The 17,559-nt window shown below is 31.2% G+C and carries 17 protein-coding genes; 3 read left to right on the top strand and 14 right to left on the bottom strand.

Annotation, left to right across the window (positions count from 1 at the left end; genetic code table 11):
- Positions 1–9: 9 nt before the first annotated feature.
- From IGL98_RS04680 to IGL98_RS04665, 4 genes are all read right to left on the bottom strand, one after another.
- Positions 10–1,032, bottom strand: a complete 1,023-nt coding sequence (locus IGL98_RS04680; RefSeq protein WP_206911613.1) for a hypothetical protein — start codon at positions 1,030–1,032, stop codon at positions 10–12.
- 64 nt (positions 1,033–1,096) lie between these two features.
- The gene (locus IGL98_RS04675; protein WP_206911614.1) at positions 1,097–1,807 is read right to left on the bottom strand and encodes a DUF2786 domain-containing protein; all 711 of its coding nucleotides are present in this window, start codon (positions 1,805–1,807) and stop codon (positions 1,097–1,099) included.
- Between the two features lie 22 nt (positions 1,808–1,829).
- A complete protein-coding gene (locus IGL98_RS04670; protein WP_206911615.1) occupies positions 1,830–2,000 on the bottom strand; it encodes a DUF6906 family protein in 171 nt (56 codons plus the stop codon).
- On the bottom strand, positions 2,000–2,197 hold the full coding sequence (locus tag IGL98_RS04665) for a hypothetical protein (RefSeq protein WP_206911616.1): 198 nt from the start codon (positions 2,195–2,197) through the stop codon (positions 2,000–2,002). Before IGL98_RS04665 ends, IGL98_RS04670 begins: the two co-directional genes overlap by 1 nt.
- 1,142 nt (positions 2,198–3,339) lie before the next feature.
- Between IGL98_RS04665 and IGL98_RS04660 the strand changes: the two genes are divergently transcribed.
- Complete coding sequence (locus tag IGL98_RS04660; protein ID WP_430605016.1) at positions 3,340–3,831, top strand: helix-turn-helix domain-containing protein; 492 nt, start codon at positions 3,340–3,342, stop codon at positions 3,829–3,831.
- A gap of 677 nt (positions 3,832–4,508) precedes the next feature.
- A complete protein-coding gene (locus tag IGL98_RS04655; RefSeq protein ID WP_206911617.1) occupies positions 4,509–5,420 on the top strand; it encodes a helix-turn-helix domain-containing protein in 912 nt (303 codons plus the stop codon).
- A 94-nt stretch (positions 5,421–5,514) separates the two neighbouring features.
- Here the strand turns inward: IGL98_RS04655 and IGL98_RS04650 are convergent, their stop codons facing one another.
- From IGL98_RS04650 to IGL98_RS04625, 6 genes are all read right to left on the bottom strand, one after another.
- On the bottom strand, positions 5,515–5,778 hold the full coding sequence (locus IGL98_RS04650) for a hypothetical protein (protein ID WP_206911618.1): 264 nt from the start codon (positions 5,776–5,778) through the stop codon (positions 5,515–5,517).
- 1 nt (position 5,779) lies between these two features.
- Positions 5,780–6,094, bottom strand: coding sequence for a hypothetical protein (locus tag IGL98_RS04645; RefSeq protein WP_206911619.1), 315 nt, complete (start codon positions 6,092–6,094; stop codon positions 5,780–5,782).
- A gap of 14 nt (positions 6,095–6,108) precedes the next feature.
- The gene (locus IGL98_RS04640; protein WP_206911620.1) at positions 6,109–7,353 is read right to left on the bottom strand and encodes a lipase; all 1,245 of its coding nucleotides are present in this window, start codon (positions 7,351–7,353) and stop codon (positions 6,109–6,111) included.
- Positions 7,350–7,742, bottom strand: coding sequence for a hypothetical protein (locus IGL98_RS04635; protein ID WP_206911621.1), 393 nt, complete (start codon positions 7,740–7,742; stop codon positions 7,350–7,352). Before IGL98_RS04635 ends, IGL98_RS04640 begins: the two co-directional genes overlap by 4 nt.
- A 328-nt stretch (positions 7,743–8,070) precedes the next feature.
- A complete protein-coding gene (locus IGL98_RS04630; RefSeq protein WP_206911622.1) occupies positions 8,071–9,099 on the bottom strand; it encodes a reverse transcriptase family protein in 1,029 nt (342 codons plus the stop codon).
- A 199-nt stretch (positions 9,100–9,298) separates the two neighbouring features.
- A complete protein-coding gene (locus IGL98_RS04625) occupies positions 9,299–11,230 on the bottom strand; it encodes a retron Eco8 family effector endonuclease (RefSeq protein ID WP_206911623.1) in 1,932 nt (643 codons plus the stop codon).
- Between the two features lie 902 nt (positions 11,231–12,132).
- Between IGL98_RS04625 and IGL98_RS04620 the strand changes: the two genes are divergently transcribed.
- Positions 12,133–13,284 (top strand): LPXTG cell wall anchor domain-containing protein, encoded by a 1,152-nt coding sequence (locus IGL98_RS04620; RefSeq protein ID WP_206911624.1) that lies wholly within the window; start codon positions 12,133–12,135, stop codon positions 13,282–13,284.
- Positions 13,285–13,442: 158 nt separating this feature from the next.
- On the opposite strand, the gene IGL98_RS04615 is transcribed toward IGL98_RS04620, so the two are convergent.
- The 4 genes from IGL98_RS04615 to IGL98_RS04600 form a co-directional block, all read right to left on the bottom strand.
- The gene (locus tag IGL98_RS04615) at positions 13,443–14,267 is read right to left on the bottom strand and encodes a PrsW family glutamic-type intramembrane protease (protein WP_206844975.1); all 825 of its coding nucleotides are present in this window, start codon (positions 14,265–14,267) and stop codon (positions 13,443–13,445) included.
- A 111-nt stretch (positions 14,268–14,378) separates the two neighbouring features.
- Complete coding sequence (locus IGL98_RS04610) at positions 14,379–14,693, bottom strand: YbaB/EbfC family nucleoid-associated protein (protein ID WP_206844964.1); 315 nt, start codon at positions 14,691–14,693, stop codon at positions 14,379–14,381.
- 15 nt (positions 14,694–14,708) lie between these two features.
- Positions 14,709–16,463 (bottom strand): DNA polymerase III subunit gamma/tau, encoded by a 1,755-nt coding sequence (gene dnaX, locus IGL98_RS04605; RefSeq protein ID WP_206844960.1) that lies wholly within the window; start codon positions 16,461–16,463, stop codon positions 14,709–14,711.
- Positions 16,464–16,693: 230 nt separating this feature from the next.
- On the bottom strand, positions 16,694–17,551 hold the full coding sequence (locus IGL98_RS04600; RefSeq protein WP_206911625.1) for a PhzF family phenazine biosynthesis protein: 858 nt from the start codon (positions 17,549–17,551) through the stop codon (positions 16,694–16,696).
- Between the last annotated feature and the right edge of the window lie 8 nt (positions 17,552–17,559).

Below are 17,559 nucleotides of genomic sequence, written 5' to 3'. Positions count from 1 at the left end.
ACTATTTAATTAGTATGGACGAATATAACCATCTGAATGATCATATCCACTATAACCTTGACCTGCTAACCAATTTACTAATTCCATGCTTCCAACAGGATAGGGAGGTACAATCCAACCTGCTGGTGGTCCAACTGGTTTCTCTGGTTCTGGTGTTGGCTCTGGATCTGAAGGAGTAGGTGTTTGTGTTCCTCCTGTATTTCCATTATTCTCTGGTGCTGTTGATGTTACGTTTTGATTTGCTCCAGTTCCATTATTAGTGGCTGGGGCTTGTGGTTCATAATAACCTGTATCTTGACCATTATTATTTTGTGGTGCTTGTTGTTCAACTTGGTTCGTTTGTTGTCCTGTTGCATCTGCTACTTGTTGTTCTGAACTATTGTTTTTTGTAGCTACATTATCAGTAGTCGTTTTTGCTTCTGATGTTTGTTGGGAAGCTTTTTCTGCTTCTTTTTTATTCTCTTCTTTTGTTTTATTCTGTTTATCAATATCAGCTTTTACTTTCGCTAATTTATCAGATAATTCTTTTTTAGCTTTGGCATTTTTGATTTTGTCGACTTCTTTTTTAGCAGCATCAACATTTTTTTGATCTGTATTCACTACTTTATTATCTTTAAATACTTTTTCAACTGCTTTTATTGCTGTATCAATTTGTTTTAATTGATTATCAGCATTAACAATAGAATTATTAATAACTTTTTGCCACGCATCATTTGTTTTTTCAACAAAATATTGTTCCTTAACTTTTTTGACAGTATCATCCTTTAAATCATTTTTGATTGCAATCTTTTCAGCATCCTTATTATCAATAATAGCTTTTTCAAATAAATCATTTACTGCTTTTTCAGTATCAGTTTTTAACTGTTTTTCTTTTGCTTGTTGGTCTTTTTCAACTTTTGCAATACGTTCTTGTTCTTGAGCTTTTTGATTATCTGCATAAACTTTACCACCTACGGCAACACCAGCCACTAACAGTACTACAATACTTGCTGTTACAATTTTTTTATTCTTGATCATTTCTTTTAAGTTCATTTCTTATTCCTCCTCATACATAGTTTAACAAATGTTTGATATTATTTCCATTACATTAAGATTTTCACCCGTCAATTGTACTTCTAGTGAAATCAATTTCGCTTCCATTTTCAAAACCTCTTCTATACGCTTCTCCTACTTCAATTGCTGGTTCTTCAATACTATAAGATTTAAAATCAGCAGAATACTCTTTAAAAGATTTTTCAACCTCCTTCGGAATAAGCACTAATACTTCATACTGTTCTCTTAATTCTGAAATTTGTTCTGAAAAACGTTTTTCTAAACCAAGTAAAAATCCGCTTATATAACTACTTTTTAAGCTTTCAGTAAAATATCTAGTTCTGTTTTGCGATGAAGATTCATAATAATTATTAATAAATTCTTTGCTGTGAAATAACAAGACCTCATACGCCAAAATAAACATTTCCTTGCCTAATTCCAAATCCTTTCCAAACCCATAGAATTTGATTCTACTCTTACCGTATTTCCGTTCATAGAACATCTTCAAACGAAAATTTTTCGCAATAATTGAACCTAGCTTTCTTTCCCACCAGTACATTCTTTTAAATATAGTCACGCTTTCTTCATTTATATCGTCCTGATCAATTTCTGTTTCTTCTACATCATGTTTATTAATTTGATACTCCATCATTAATTTTTGTGCCAAAAGAAAAGCTGATTGGCTCTCTTCATCATTGCGTTGATCTCTGGAGATTGCCAATAAGCCTTTAACTTTTTTTACTATTTTTTGATATTTTTTGTCTTTTTCACCCAAAAGAATCACCTTCCTTTTTTATTTAAATCATCACCATCGATCTTGTCTTACCTGTCTCTCTATGAATAAGAACCACGTCATTTCCTGATAATTTTCTTACTAACCATTTTTCTGGATTGAGATATTGATTTCCAATTTTCTGCTGTCCAATCAATTCTTTCTGTTTTCTTGTTGGTCTTTTTCCTTGCTTCATTAATATCTTCCTTCCATAATTGAATTAATAACATTATCTAAAATACTTTTTGGAGTTTCAGAATAAACTAAAAAATAACATCCCGAAATTATTGCAATAATGAATAGCAATAATACTAAATATGCGAGAAACTCTATAGCACTGTCTACCTCTTGTTTTTCCCTTTCTTTATCTTTTTTTCGTTGCACTTCTTTCATTTCAGCTTTTTCTAAAAAATTAAAAACCGCCTACATCAACAAAGTTTTGGAAATCTTTTTCTCTTTCCTCTTTCTTCCTCATTATCATCACCTTTATTTTCTACTAAAATTTCTATACCCTACCAAAAGAAACCTATTCAGATTTCCTTTAGTAGAACATAGAAAAAAGGACACTCTTTAGAGAATGTCCTTCAAAATATGTTCTTTCAAAATCAATTAGTCTCTGAAAAAAATCTTTTCCATCCTGTTTTGACTTGTGATTTTGAATTATTTAAGTGATTCTTATATTCATGGTAGTAGAATGTGCAACATAACAGTTGCTAGTAGGAACCCTGCAAGTTCGCTCTAAAGCTATGAAATCAGGTCTACTCATTCGTTTCATAGAATCATCGTTCAACGGCTAATAGATATGTAATCTACATCACAGCACGTTAGATAGACCTACCACATACGGTGTACAACTTCTCCTCCTCTAATTTTACGTTTTTACACTTCTTTTGAAGAAATGTATCAACCTTTTCGTCAGCAGTATCATCACGACACGGCTATAGACTTAAAGTGATCTTATTCCATCAGACACCGACTTACCCTAAGCGAATCTTATTCAATGTTTTCATTGCCCTTCTCCTTAAATAGAAGTCAAACCGAAAACCTAGCCCTTAGGAGTAAACAAGAAATTCTAATCTCGAAAAATCAATAAAATATTCGGCTTCATTTACGAATACTTGTTGCCACCTTGTAGTTCATTCATAGGCTGAACTTACAACACCTCAAAAAGATTTACAGCACAATTGGAAAATTTAGTTCTTGTATTATTTCGTAATATCCCTTAAAATTAAAATGACTAGTTTTATATAAGGGTGTTTGCGAAACAGAAATTCATTTTCGTTTTGTGAACACTTTTTTGTTTATCTACATTTTTATTAAGATAATTGAGTTCTAAGCTCTAAACCAATTGACTTGGTTTAAACTTTAATATAGACTAATTATATAACGAAACAATCAATTTAATTACTTAACTAGTCGCATTGTTTTATTAATCAATTACCTTACAAATACATTATATTAAACTTTAAAATAGATGTCAACTCTAATCTACATAAAAGTTTAATATAATTGTTTTTTGTTGAAAGAAGGACGCTATGAATACATTTGATAGGGTAAAAAAACTAGCAGATAAGCAAAAAATTACTATAGTAGAATTAGAAGAACGCCTAAAATTTGGAAAAAATTCCCTTTACGCATGGAAAAAGAAAGTCCCTAACGGATCAAACCTTTCTAAAGTAGCAGATTATTTTAATGTCTCGACAGACTATTTATTAGGAAGAACTAATATTGACATTCCTGTAAATGAATTAGTCTTTTCAAAAGCACAGAGTAGTTATCTAGAAAATATTGCACAAGATTCAGAAATAATCTCTATTAACGAAGACTACGAACCACTTTATGAAATAAACGACCTTGAAAAAATGAAAGCACAACTTGCTGATCCCCAATATTTAAACAAACAAAAAGAACGTTATGAAGATATTAGAAAACTTCTAGCATCTTTCAACGTTCCCGATACTCCCGAATCAAGGGAAGCATTATTATTTTTTATGTTTGAACTAAAAGAAAATTTTAGTCTTCATTAGAAACAACTAAACAAAAAGCTTCCTCAAGAGTTATATCTAGTTCTTTACTAAATTTTTCTAACAGTAACAGCAATTCTTTGTCTTTTATCTCCAAATCCAACACTCCATTTTTTTTGGATTCGAGACTACTCAATAGAAATATGTATACAAAATCTGTACTACAATTAGTTAAATTTTAACAAATTGTCAAATACTAATGAAATATCTTAAATATTTTGATATACTCAATAGTTGTAGCAGTCTGCTACAAAAATAAGAGTAGCGCACCAAAGCCCTATACTTTAGTGCCTGTCTTTAATGTTTGACATAGGTTGGTAGCCTATGGATATTAAAGACAGCTCTTTTTTTATGCGCTCTTTACTTACACGTAAATTATGACTTAAAAATTTTAAATCGTTTATTATCCACCTACTGTAATAACAAAAATTGATATTAAACTTGAAACTGCAACTAATAACTCCATTCCAAAACCTCCTATCTAAAGATTCTTAAGATTTGATTCACATGTGATTCTCACCTACAAGACAAGATTACCAGACATTTAGAAAAATGAGAACCACTTTTATTAAGATTTGATTATATGACAAAAAGTAATTACTTATTTTATATAAATACAAAAAATTATAAGATTACAGACGTTTTATTTGTTATAATGACAAAAGAAAGGAGTTAAACCCATGAATATAGGCGATACTTTAAGATTTATTCGTACTAAAAAAAATATCAAACAAAAAGAAATGCTACCAAACCATCAAGATTCTTCAACATACTCTCGAATTGAAAATAATCAAAGAATAATTAAGTTAAATGATTTAGAAGTTATATTACAGCAACTTGACATTCAAGCAGAAGAACTTTTTACTTTAACCAGCTTAGACGATCAACAGGAGATTTTCAATCATCTTTACTATTATTGTGGAAATCATCCAAACAAACAATCCACAAAAAAGAAACTCCTAGAAATTTACTATCAAATAGAGAATAAAGCACATAAAAGTATAAAAGACTTATCAAACTATTATGCAATTAAATGTTTCTTTCACAAAAAGTGGGAAGAAGTTGCACCCGTCAATTCTGATGAAATAAATATGATCTACGAAAGACTTGTAGAAACAAATTATTATTTTGGTTTTGAATACAAACTACTATGTAATATGATTACATTTTTTTCGCCTAAACAAGCAAATGTACTTATTTACAAAGCCTTTCCAATAAAAGATGAAGACAAAAGAGAATATACTACTAAAAAGTTTGCGTATAACACGCTTATAAATGCCATCACTGTCACACTTTATAAAAAAGATTACGATCTAACTAGAAAATACATAAAAATCGCCAAAAATTTAGACAAATCAAACAGTAATTATAGTTACCGTATGAACTTAAAATATCTTGAAAACTTAGCCGATTGGTTGGAAACTGGCGAACTAAAATACATGCAGCAAATTAATAATTTTATTACAATTTTAGAAGATATCGGAGATTATGAACATGCTAAAAATGTCAACAATGAAGTAAAAGAATTAACTCACAATAAAGATAGTGTTGATAATGTTTCATACTCCGTTGGACTTATCAAAGAAAGTTAAAAATAAACATAAAAAAACCTACTGGGAACATTCGTGAAAACAGTAGGACTTTTTTATGTTTATTTGCACAAAACATGTTTAGTATAAACTTGTTCTAAAAATTATCTAATGTTTGTTTTTGCTTATCAAATACTTCTGTTACCTTTTTACCAAATTGACCCTTTACAGTGTCTTGTAGCCCTGTTGTCGCTTTAGAGATAGATTTTTGAGCTCTTTTACTTTCTTGTTCACCTAATCGTATTATTTTTTCTTTCTTTAGTTCTTTACTCTGAACACCAGATCGACCTATTGCTCTTACTTTTGTTTTTTGCGCATTTTTCTTATACTCTTTCAGCAGTTTCTCTAACGCTTCTAACATTTTACTCTCCTTCTTTTAAAACCCTTAATTCTTTTCGATAACGTTGTTCTTCCTCTTCTTGTCGATTCAATAATTTTTTCTTTTCTTTATCTATGTTCATCATAAACCCTTCTTCTAAATTAGCTAGTTCTATTCGTGCATCATTCAAAACTTCATCATCTTCACTAATATCAGATAATAAAAAACGAATTTCTGAATAAGTTTCATCCGCTATTTGTTGTCCTTGTCTTTGAAACTTTTTTATGTCATCTTCTTGTTCTTCGAATTTTCGTCTATTATTTTGATACTCTTTTAGCAACTGTTCCTCTTTATCCATTTAGTTGTTCTCCATTATCCTAATTGTCTTGCTAATTCCTGGTCTCTTTGTACCAATTCAGAAATCTTTCCCTTGATTTCTGATGCTAACTGATTGAATTGTTCGTTCATTTTTTTCGCTTTTTGTATTTTTTCTCTAAATTTTTCATTGGGCTCGGTGACTATACTTCGCTCTGTAGAACCTGATGACTCTAGTACGTCCATGACCTCACCATAACTCAAATCTGGAACATCAGAAAACGCTTTTGAATAAATTTTTTGCCATAATTCTTCTAACTCTCTTATACCATCTTGATAAATTTTCACTGTATTTGTCATTACTGCTTCAAATTCAGAAGACGCATATTGAACAACTGCCAAAGCTTGACTGTTATCTAAATAAATTTGCTCATTCGTTGAAAGACCTCCACCACTTGCGGTAAATTTTTTTTTCAACATTTCTAATATATACATTCCTAAAATAAACTGATTTCTTAATTGTCTTTCTGCTTGTTCTTGAATTGCACCTTTATTGTAATCATTATTCTTAATAATCAATCGTCCATCTTTATCAAACGTCCATTTTCCTAAATCGTGATACGTACCAAGCGATTGTAGCCCCATTTCCATACTAATTTTTATCTCTGCCCCTGTACCATTCCCCATTAAATTACCAATCATATCGGCACGATTACGATAATTTGTTAATACACCAGGGTTTTCTTGAATCCATTTTTTTGCATCCGCAGACAATAACTCATAAGGATCTGGTCCATTAAACCCAACGTTTTTCCATTGATTCTCAGCTGCAATATACAACGCTAAAAATTCACCCAGTGAATGACCTGTTGTTGAGATTGTTGCCCCACTGTAGTCTTGTTTCACGCTGTCTGCAAAAGCAATTGCTGAATTTAATTGTCCTGAAAGACGAGCCTCACTAGGAGACATTGAAAAACCAGGGCTTGTTGTTTTATCAAAGAATCCTCCCACTGTACGTAAATCAGTTTCCAAGTCATTAAAATCTTTAGGATTAGTTCCAGCATAAGCAATCACAATTTGAGAAGTATCTACATTCCCTTGCTTATCCAAAGGTGCGATTGCCATTGCTTGCATCCCATCCGTTTTTGAATTTTCCTGTATTTGTAATATCTCATACTCTTTATTACCAACCTTAACCACGGAACCTTCTGCCATATCAGGAGCATACTTCTTCTTGTCATTAGGATCTAACCAATAGGCTCTATCACTAAATTCTTTATACTCTTCATCGGTAAATATCATATATCTTCCTCCGAATTATTTGAAAATATTACATGAACTTTAATTTTCGTACTTCCTTCTTTTTGAACTGCCCTATCATTAATAATATAAGAACCTATTTCATTCTTTTCTTTCCAAAAAATAAATGAAAAAGAAACTTCTTTACCTTCATCATTTTTTATTGTTACATACATACCATAAGATCCTGTCATGTTATTTTTTCCAGCCTCATTAAACTTAACTTCTGAGATATCCGCAAACGTACTTTTTAATACCTTCACTGATTGCTTCTCTACTGTTAATAACTCTTCTTCCTTCTTTGCTTCGCCCTTATCCATATATACTTTCCCTCCTACTCCAATAATAATGATAGCAACTATTCCAAAGACTATTAGCATTTTTTTTTTCATATTTTACCTCTTTATATTTATTGTGGAAATACCATATAAGTATAGTTCTTCGCATTAATTATATACTACAAAGAATTAAAAATATACTTATTCTAACAAATAATATAAAATAAATCCACATTATTTCGTATCATCAAACAAATATAAAAAAGACCTACTGGGAACATTCGTGAGAACAGTAGGTCTTTTTTATGTTTATTTGCACAAAACAAGATTGATAGAAATGCTTATTTTACAGTGTTTTTGCCTTATCCGTTACTAGTTCTGAACTCATATGAAAACATCGACTTTATAATAATAAAAATAGTTGTTTTTAAAGAATACAACTTTAATACATTTTCAATATAACTGCTTCTACTCTTACTATCAACTTGCTTGCAGTTTTGTACCAATCACTTTTAGTACTAATGTTTTTCAATGAAGATATCAAAAAAGCTCGAATACCACTTAAATATTTTAATAGATACTCAGTTGAGTAATATCTTTTTTTATTTTTACTGTTTATTTTTTTATCTGAATTAATCAAATCGAGCAATTGATCACTATTTTTACATTGATTGTGTTCAATAATAAAAAGAACCCTTCTCAATTCTTTGAGTTTACTTTGGCTTAATCTGACTTCTGAGGAAATAACGAAACCGTTTAATACTAATTCCCTTTTCGCTACTCTAGTCTTACTTCTATTCAATTTCAGATCAAAATCAGCAATTATTCTGTCTATCATTGATACTGTACCTTTAGAAAACAATTTTTCTCCTTTAGACAAAGTAGATATTATGATGTCATCAGCATACCTACTATATTTAAAATCTAATTTATCACAATACTTTTTTATTCGTAAATCCGCCCTTAAGAAATAGTAATTTGATAGATAAGGAGATGTTTGAAACCCTTGAGGTAATTGATCCTTATAAGTAAGAACCACTTTAAATAACATTTTTAACTCTTCTTTTTTATATGTATCTTCCTCAAAATCATTTACAATATCCTCAATTAGCACTTCAGTATCAATTGATCCAAAAAAATTTTTAATATCCAATTTAAGAAAATTATTAGTATTTTTTTTGCTTACATGATATTGTAAAAATCCAAAGTAAGATTTGCCTTTTAGAAAACCAAATACATATTCTGGAAAGTTATTTTGATAAAAATATTTATTGTTTAAGAAGTTTTGAACCTTCCACATAGTGGTTTTTGTATCTACACTGTGAATCTCTCTTTTTTCCTTATTCTTCTTTTCTATACTAAAGATTTCGACTCTATCTTTTGCTTCTAAACTAGTTGTTATTGTCAATTCATTAACACTCATAGAAAAATAATTTTCTAAATCATCATATAATTTACTATTAATTCTCATATTTTCTCCAATATAAAAAGTGATGAGTACTTTCTACAAACCTCGCAACGCGTCATAAGTTTGCGAGCAAACTTTAGGGAGGCGATATAAATTTTGTTCTTACATATCCCAATGTCTTTTTCATTGATAATTGGATTGTCAGTCTAATTATCTGAAGTACCACGGGCTTTATTCCAAATCTAGCTAGGAATAAAACATACTACTCATCACTTAATCTACTTTCTATACTGATAATTATATCATACAATTCAGGAAAATCAGCTGAAAACCGTTTAATTTTTTTAGAATTATCAAAATCCCTTTGGTATTGCTTTTGGCATAATATAGTTTTTTCATAATAGTCAAAAAAGTCTGTTATCCAATGGGTATTTTTCTTTCTCATTTCCAATTTGATACTATTATATTTGCTTTCAAATTTGGCTTCCTCATAATTCATTAAAGTATCAGTCTTCCCTAAAAATATTAGTCTATTCAGGATAACTTTTCCATTTAAATTATGTTCACGTAGGAGATTTCTCACTTTTTCATTTCTATAAATATGCCATTTAGATATATACTTATTGCTTTTATTATTTATTATTGCACCTTCTAAGGTTGTTCTTACAGTAAAAACATTGTTAAATAAACAGTAGTCTTTTATTTTTCTGAAAGTATTTTCAAAACCATCAACTGATTTCAACTGATCATCATAAGAAAACATTTTTTTTGTATCCTTTAATATTTCTTTTTTTAAATTTAAATATTTTCTAGATTTAAACTGTGAATAGTTATATTTTAACTGTTTTTCAAGCTTATTATCACTTAACGGTGAATACCATAATTGCTTTATACTAAATTTACAATTAGGTTTAGTATTGCAAGGTTTAAACATTACTAATTTATCAAAATCAATGACTACTAAATAAGGTATTTCAACTTTATTATTTTTAGGTAGAATCATTTTTAGAATATGATCATTCGAAGTCGTATTTACAATATCAATTTTTTTTAAAATCGGAAACAAACTTTGAATTACTTTATTATTAAACAACTCTATTTCTGATACACCTTCAACAAATAAGAGAAAATCTGCGAAAAGATAGCTAGCTTCTCTTTCAGTCATTATTAAATGATGTCTTTCATCTAAAGATTTAATTATCTTTTTTATCCTTGTGTATTTATTATGATTATAAACACTATATAATTCACCTGAATTTCTCAATACATATGCTACAAGCCTAGGAGAGTGAGAAAAAATCAGAAATTTTACTCTAGCTGAATACTCAACTATCTTCTCCATCAACTGATCAATCATTTTAGGATGCAAACCTAACTCAGGTTCATCTAAAAATATTGTTGCATCTTTTAACCTTTTCACAGAGATCTCATAAGCAATATAAGATAAAAATAAAATGAAATTTTTTGAGTTTGTTCCATCAGAAAAGTAATCTAAATTTTCATTCTCATTAATAAACTCTTTTCCACCTAACTGTAATTGCAAAAGAGATATAATCTTTTCTTTTTTTGTATAAGAATTTATAGACAGATTATTATTAGATAAAAATTTTTCAAATAAATTTACATAATTTTTGAAACTCAAGAAACTTTTTTCTTGTAACGAAACATTAAACTCCGCACTAATTTCATTAGCATCTTTTGCATTTACTAAATCACCAACTACATCCCATAGTGCATCCCAATTAGTTAAACTGATTGCTCTTGTATTACAAAAATACACTGGATTGGAGTTGTAAATTATGTATCTTTCTTTATAACCAACATTCCATTCAATAGAACTATTTTTTTCTTGTACCATTCTTACAGTATATAATTCATCTAAATAATGACCATCAGAATACATCATCCCAAATAGTTTATAACCATAAGAACCGTTGGCATATGTTGTAATTCTTGATAAATCATATTCAATAGCAATCTCAAGTTTTCTTTTATGAAAATTATTTGTATCAAAGTTACTATTATTTGCTTTAAGATCTATTAAATTATCATAAAAATACTCGACTGCTTTTAAAATAGTTGATTTTCCAGCTCCATTTTTCCCAACAAAAGCATTCAAATCAGTTAAATTAATTTTTAAGTATTCAATTGATTTAAAATTTTTAATTTCAATTGACTTTATAGCCAAATCCACACACCTACCTGCTTTTTAATATACATAATCATAGAAAAGAATAAATCTACCAGTTCTTATTTTAACATATGAAAAGCATTACATAAATGACTCGAAAGCAGAAATGTATCACTTTAGTATCGTTTAAAAAAATCAGAACTACAACTTATTATCTATTTAATTAATAGCTCAATTTTTAACAAGGTATTAATTACTAATGGAACTATTGCAACAGAACATCGTGTACCCTTACATGAATTCATTATATTACATACTACTCTAATTAAAAGGTAACACTACGGGTAACATAAACCTATGTATAAACTTTTCACTAATAACTACAAAAGTTGAAAGTCCTTTAACATCAACATTTCGATCGATAACAATATATAACTTTTATGCAAACACCATTGGTTCTGGGTAATGCATTTTCAACAAATCCTTTCAAACTCAAACGATTCACGATTGGTTGTAAACTATGTACTTATTAAGAATCCAATGTACATTATAGCATTTTTTCCTGATAATTAAGTATAATAATGATTTTTTCTTTACTAACAATCAGCTTTTGACTACTCAGAAAAATCTTCATTCATACAATCCATCCTATCACTAACTATCAAAATATTATCTCTTTCACATACTTTATAACCAAATATAAAAAAATGATAAATAAAGATTCCGTTCAACGAAATTACAGATTGTTTTAAATTCCCATGCAACTAATCCTTTGTTTTAAAGGAATATCAAATATAATAGTCTTTCAAACTATATTCAAACACAATTTAACATAACAAGTATAAAATTATATAACATAATGTATTTATTTGTTTTTTATCCGCGAAAAGTATTGACTTTTATTCTGTGTATCGTATATTTATTATGGTTGCAAAACTAATTTTTACAAAAAAAGGAGATTTTTTATGAAAAAAAGTTTAAAGATTATGGCTGCTTTATTATTAATCAGCTCAGTTGTTGGTTCAACACCATTGGTAAATTCAGTTGTTCATGCGGAAGAATCATCAGGATATAATGATGAAAATAACGCTTTGCTCCGTGAGGGTTTACAAAAAGAAGTGGATCTTGCTAAGGAACGCTTGGCCGCTCCTGATTTACACGACTTGTACACTCCAGAGTCTATCCAAAGTTTATCTGACCTATTAGCTCACGCTCAGAATGTTTTAGATAACTATTTAGTAAATAGCTATCAAGCTTGTACCATAGACTTGATGAGTGCCACCCTAACTCCAATTACTAACGATACTGAGTCTAGTTCTACTGAATCTAGCTCTACGGAGTCTACTTCTACTGAATCTAGCTCTACGGAGTCTACTTCTACTGAATCTAGCTCTACAGAGTCTACTTCTACTGAATCTAGCTCTACAGAGTCTACTTCTACTGAATCTAGCTCTACAGAGTCTACTTCTACTGAATCTAGCTCTACAGAGTCTACTTCTACTGAATCTAGCTCTACAGAGTCTACTTCTACGGAGTCTACTTCTACAGAGTCTACTTCTACCGAATCTAGCTCTTCTGAAGAAGCTACACCATCTATTGAAGTAACGGATCAAACTGTTTATGTTGGGCAAACATTAACAGAAGATATCGTTTTAAGTTGGGCTACATTTAAAAATGCTGATGGCTTAACGGTAGGATTTGAAGTTGTTGGTGAGCCAATCCAAGTTACTGCTCTCGGAAATACGCTAGTAGAACCCGGAACTCACAAAATCAGATTTTATGTAAGTAAACCCGCTCAGCAACGTAGTTCAGAAACTGTTGTTGCTGAAAAAGTAATTACTTTAAACGTTCTTCCAGAAAGTGCTAACCCACTGAACCAAACTTTACCTGAGGAAGAAACTAATGAGAAAGAAACTAAAGCTCCTAATAAGGATCTTATTTCTCAAGTAGCATCTCCAATTTCTAATACAGCTAAAAAAACGATTGATTCAGCTAAAACAACAGCTAAGCAATTACCTTCAACAGGTGAAACAAACAATGGTATGATGATTGCATCTGCTGGCGTTGTATTAATCGCAGGTGCTTATATCTTTAGAAAAAAACAATTAGACAAATAATACTTCTTCGTTAACTATCGTTACTGAAGAAAATGCCAAGAATCAAAATTGCTTTATTTAACCTAGAGGGAACTCCTTCTAGGTTTTCCTATTTGTAATAAAAAAATACATGTAGCTATGATAACTGCTACATGCATTTTTTGTACCTTTTAAAATTATTACTGATCATTACGTAACGTATCATGATTCAATAATTTTAATTGGTTGATAATTTGGATTACAATAATAATCGTTAATGTGGTCAAAATAGCTGAGACAATCGCAATTCCATTAAGTTCAAACTCATTTATTGGTGAATTCCATAAGAAATGCAATACGATCGGAGAAATAAACCAAAGATATCCGTCTCGTCTGCTTATATTTTTATTTTTAGTTACTAGACAGATAATCCCTAATGAAAGGATTCCGGTATAAGACCAATGAGAACTGATTGAACCTGATATTCTGATGATCACTTGTGGAACAACCTCTTGGATCGATTCACTCGCCGCATTTACTACATATGAAATATCTTCCATGATCTGAAAACCTAGCCCCACACTTACACCTACTCCAAAAACTTCAGGCAATTTCTTGATTTTTAATAAATAGATGATCAACAACACACATAAAAATTTAGTTGATTCCTCCACGACAGGAGCAGTCAAGGAATCCATCCAGCTCCTGATAGACGTAGAATTTCCGAATAGGTTACTGATCAGACTTGCCCCAATCTCATTACCAAAAGCAGATAACCACCCAGGAATAAAAGCCCCACCAAAAATCGCAAGTACGATTATATAGCTCGGAATAGTAAAATAACTAGAAAATTTCTTTAATAACAAGGTACCCGGCACAATATACAAACATAATAGCAATAACGTTAAAAACAATACTAGGTAGGCACCATTATTTAAATTTGATAAACCAATACTATCTAATTCATAACTAATACCAATAGAAGCCAGCAAAATAAATACAAATAAACTAATTTTCTTTAACATTTTTTTCCTCCCCTTATTTATATAATCATTAGTTTCTTAAATCCCATTAAAAAAGAATGGACCCAAAAATATATCATTGAGTCCATCCTATTTTAAACACTATCTTCTATACTAAAATCCAGGCATGCCTTTAGCATATTTCCCCATTGTTGCTTCTGTTTCTTTTTCAACTTTAGTTAAGGCATCATTCACAGCCATAATCACTAAATCTTGTAGCATTTCTACATCTTCTGGATCCACAATATCTTCTTTGATCGAGATATCTTTCATTTTACGGTCACCAGTAAATGTAGCTGTCACTAAATCATTACTTGAAGCACCTACAAACTCTCTTACATTTAATTCTGCTTGTGCTTTTTCCATATCCTTTTGCATTTTTTGGACCTGTTTCATCATTCCTTGCATATTTCCCATGCCTCGCATCATAACTATCGTCTCCTCTTAATCGTTTATTACTTCAACAAGCGCCTCACCAAACATGGCAATCGCTTCGTCTACTACTTGATTGTTCACTTCTTCTGCTGGTTCATCCTCTGTTAGTAAATGGTTTTCTTCATTCATAACAGGTCGATCTTCATTCGTTTGATCTCCTGGTGTTTCTTTATTTTGGCTGATAAATGACTGACGCAGTTTCGGCCAACTTTCTTTGGTAATACAAATCATATCAGGTGCATAATTATTTATCAAACGGCTTAAATTATTATGAACAGCTAACTGCATTTCCTCATCTTCCATGGCTCGACCACAGACGATCTCATACTCAAAGGCAATCACTAAACCATTTGGACCAGCTGCAACTGGCTCACTGGCTTTCAGCATCGCTCTTTGCGTCACGGACATCATTTGCAATAAGTCATCCCAGACATTTTTGACGTTCAATAAATGATCTTTGGTCGCTTCATTCAGCACTTTATACACAAGCTCTGTTGGGATCCGCAACGTATTTTTGCTGCTCGTTGCCCGTGTTGCTTTAACAGGTTCAGCTTCTTTAGCTGTCACACCATTTTTCTTCAACTCAGTTAATTCTTTTTGTAGGTGTTCGATTTGTTGCTGTAACGTAGCAATCTCTTCTGTCGGAACCGGTTGAGTTTCATTCGAAATTTCTACTGATTTTCTAACAGATTTTGCAAGCTTAACCGTTGCAACCTCAAGATAAATATTCGCATTGTTGGTAAAACGGATATCATTTTGAGTATCGCTTAAAATTTGGATCATCTGATAAATTTTCTCAGCAGCAGTTTGTTCTGCTAGTTCTTTGAAATTCTGGGTCAGATTTCCAACTTTTTCAGCTAACAAATTAGGCGCTTGTTGAAACATCAGTAAGTCGCGGCAATATAATAAGAGATCTTCTAAAAAACGTCTTGCTTCTTTACCAGAACTAAGAATACTCTCTAATACTTCTAACGCTTGCTCAACATCACCTGTTACACAATTGGAGATGTATTGATCCATCATTTCATAGGTCAAACTACCTGTTACCTGCATCGCATCTGTCAGCGTAACTTTTTCATCACTAAATGAAATCGTCTGATCTAAAATACTCAAGGCATCTCGCATCCCACCTTCTGCTGCTCGGCCGATTACGTATAGAGCTTGTTCTTCAAAATCAACATCGATTTGTTTTAAAATGTAGCCTAGATGATCAACGATATCTTGTGTACCGATTCGTTTAAAATCAAAACGCTGCGTTCTTGAAATGATTGTTAACGGAATCTTATGAGGTTCTGTTGTCGCTAAAATAAAAATCACATTTTGCGGTGGTTCTTCTAAGGTTTTTAGTAATGCATTAAAAGCACCTGTAGACAACATATGTACTTCATCGATGATATACACTTTATATTCAGCTTGCGTTGGGGCGTATTTTGCTTTATCGCGGATATCACGAATCTCTTCTACCCCATTATTGCTCGCCGCATCAATTTCGATCACGTCGTTCAAACGACCTTCAGTAATCGCAATACAAGTTTCGCATTCATTACACGGTTCCCCGTCTATACTATGTTTACAGTTGATTGCTTTAGCAAAAATTTTCGCCGCACTTGTCTTCCCTGTTCCTCTTGGGCCGGTAAACAAATAGGCATGCGAGGTTTTCTTTTGTATGATCGCATTTTTTAATGTCTGCGTAATTGCTTTTTGACCAACAACGTCATCAAAACGCTGCGAACGCCAGACACGATACAAAGCTTGATAAGCCATAATTTACCCCTCCCTCGAAATTTCACTATCTTCTATTATACGTGATTTTTATGGATAAGGCATTAAAAAAAGCTAACTGATTAAAAAATCTTTCAAAAAAAAGCCCTGACTCTCGTCAAGACTCAAACTGTAGACGAAAAGGTATTGGCAAACACATCAGCATTTTTTTATCTATAGTCTAAAGTTGAAACCTTACTTTCTCATCCTTTTGATTCAGTATTTTTTAATTTTCACTTGATCTCTTCTACATCTAAACACTTAGTTTCACAATAATAGCCTTTGCCGCCAACATAAACTTTTTCTATTTCATTTTTACTATTGGTTGCTAATTTAACCAATATTTCGGAAGGTGAATCTAAAGAATAACCTTGCTCAAATACATAGATTTCTTTTTGCAATGAGTGCTTTTCATGAAGGTAGCACGCTAATGCGCCGTTCGAAGTTCCAGTCGCTGCTTCTTCATTGATGTCGTATAGTGGCGCAAAATTTCTACATATAATTCGATCGTCTTTAAACGCATATAGATGCATCCCAACAACAGTATAATACTTGCTAATTTCTTTGATTTTTTCAAAATTAGGTTGGAGTTCATCTAATCGTATTTCGTTTTTTATAGGAATTAGAATATCTTTCAGCCCTGTGGAGACTATTTGAATCGGGTATTGGTTGTTTATATCTTTAATATCAAAACAATCGCTGAACTCGTTGGAAGACAAAATATCATAGAATATCGGTTTCTTTTGTTCCATGAATATGATGTCATCTTTTATGGTAATAGTCAGAACACCGCTGTTTGTTTCAATCGTATAACGATTCCTGAATAGTTTCTTTAGATGCTTCAGTATCGTGAAAGAGCCAATTGTAGCATGACCACATAAATCCACTTCTTCTTTTGGTGTAAAATACTCAAATTTATAATCAGCGTTGTCAGATTCTGATATAAATGCGGTTTCCGCGTAGCCCAGTTGTTTGGCTATTGCCATTTTTTGAGTAGTGGTCAATGGATTTTCCATCAATACTACTCCTGCTTTATTTCCGCCTGTCTGACCCTTGCTAAATGCACTTGCTACATAAACTGATATTGTCATAAGACACC

It is taken from the genome of Enterococcus sp. DIV0840 (assembly GCF_050527835.1).
GTDB classification, from domain to species: domain Bacteria; phylum Bacillota; class Bacilli; order Lactobacillales; family Enterococcaceae; genus Enterococcus_L; species Enterococcus_L ureasiticus.
Note: the sequence above shows the minus strand (reverse complement) of the source record. Positions and strands in the feature narration are given on the sequence as shown.

Bases quoted from the DNA above. Each gene is read 5' to 3' on its own strand.
- IGL98_RS04620 (WP_206911624.1), top strand. From the start codon at position 12,133: ATGAAAAAAAGTTTAAAGATTATGGCTGCTTTATTATTAATCAGCTCA.
- IGL98_RS04635 (WP_206911621.1), bottom strand. From the start codon at position 7,742: ATGAAAAAAAAAATGCTAATAGTCTTTGGAATAGTTGCTATCATTATT.
- IGL98_RS04610 (WP_206844964.1), bottom strand. From the start codon at position 14,693: ATGATGCGAGGCATGGGAAATATGCAAGGAATGATGAAACAGGTCCAA.
- IGL98_RS04640 (WP_206911620.1), bottom strand. From the start codon at position 7,353: ATGATATTTACCGATGAAGAGTATAAAGAATTTAGTGATAGAGCCTAT.
- dnaX (WP_206844960.1), bottom strand. From the start codon at position 16,463: ATGGCTTATCAAGCTTTGTATCGTGTCTGGCGTTCGCAGCGTTTTGAT.
- IGL98_RS04600 (WP_206911625.1), bottom strand. From the start codon at position 17,551: ATGACAATATCAGTTTATGTAGCAAGTGCATTTAGCAAGGGTCAGACA.
- IGL98_RS04650 (WP_206911618.1), bottom strand. From the start codon at position 5,778: ATGTTAGAAGCGTTAGAGAAACTGCTGAAAGAGTATAAGAAAAATGCG.
- IGL98_RS04680 (WP_206911613.1), bottom strand. From the start codon at position 1,032: ATGAACTTAAAAGAAATGATCAAGAATAAAAAAATTGTAACAGCAAGT.
- IGL98_RS04655 (WP_206911617.1), top strand. From the start codon at position 4,509: ATGAATATAGGCGATACTTTAAGATTTATTCGTACTAAAAAAAATATC.
- IGL98_RS04665 (WP_206911616.1), bottom strand. From the start codon at position 2,197: ATGAAAGAAGTGCAACGAAAAAAAGATAAAGAAAGGGAAAAACAAGAG.
- IGL98_RS04615 (WP_206844975.1), bottom strand. From the start codon at position 14,267: ATGTTAAAGAAAATTAGTTTATTTGTATTTATTTTGCTGGCTTCTATT.
- IGL98_RS04670 (WP_206911615.1), bottom strand. From the start codon at position 2,000: ATGAAGCAAGGAAAAAGACCAACAAGAAAACAGAAAGAATTGATTGGA.
- IGL98_RS04660 (WP_430605016.1), top strand. From the start codon at position 3,340: ATGAATACATTTGATAGGGTAAAAAAACTAGCAGATAAGCAAAAAATT.
- IGL98_RS04630 (WP_206911622.1), bottom strand. From the start codon at position 9,099: ATGAGAATTAATAGTAAATTATATGATGATTTAGAAAATTATTTTTCT.
- IGL98_RS04645 (WP_206911619.1), bottom strand. From the start codon at position 6,094: ATGGATAAAGAGGAACAGTTGCTAAAAGAGTATCAAAATAATAGACGA.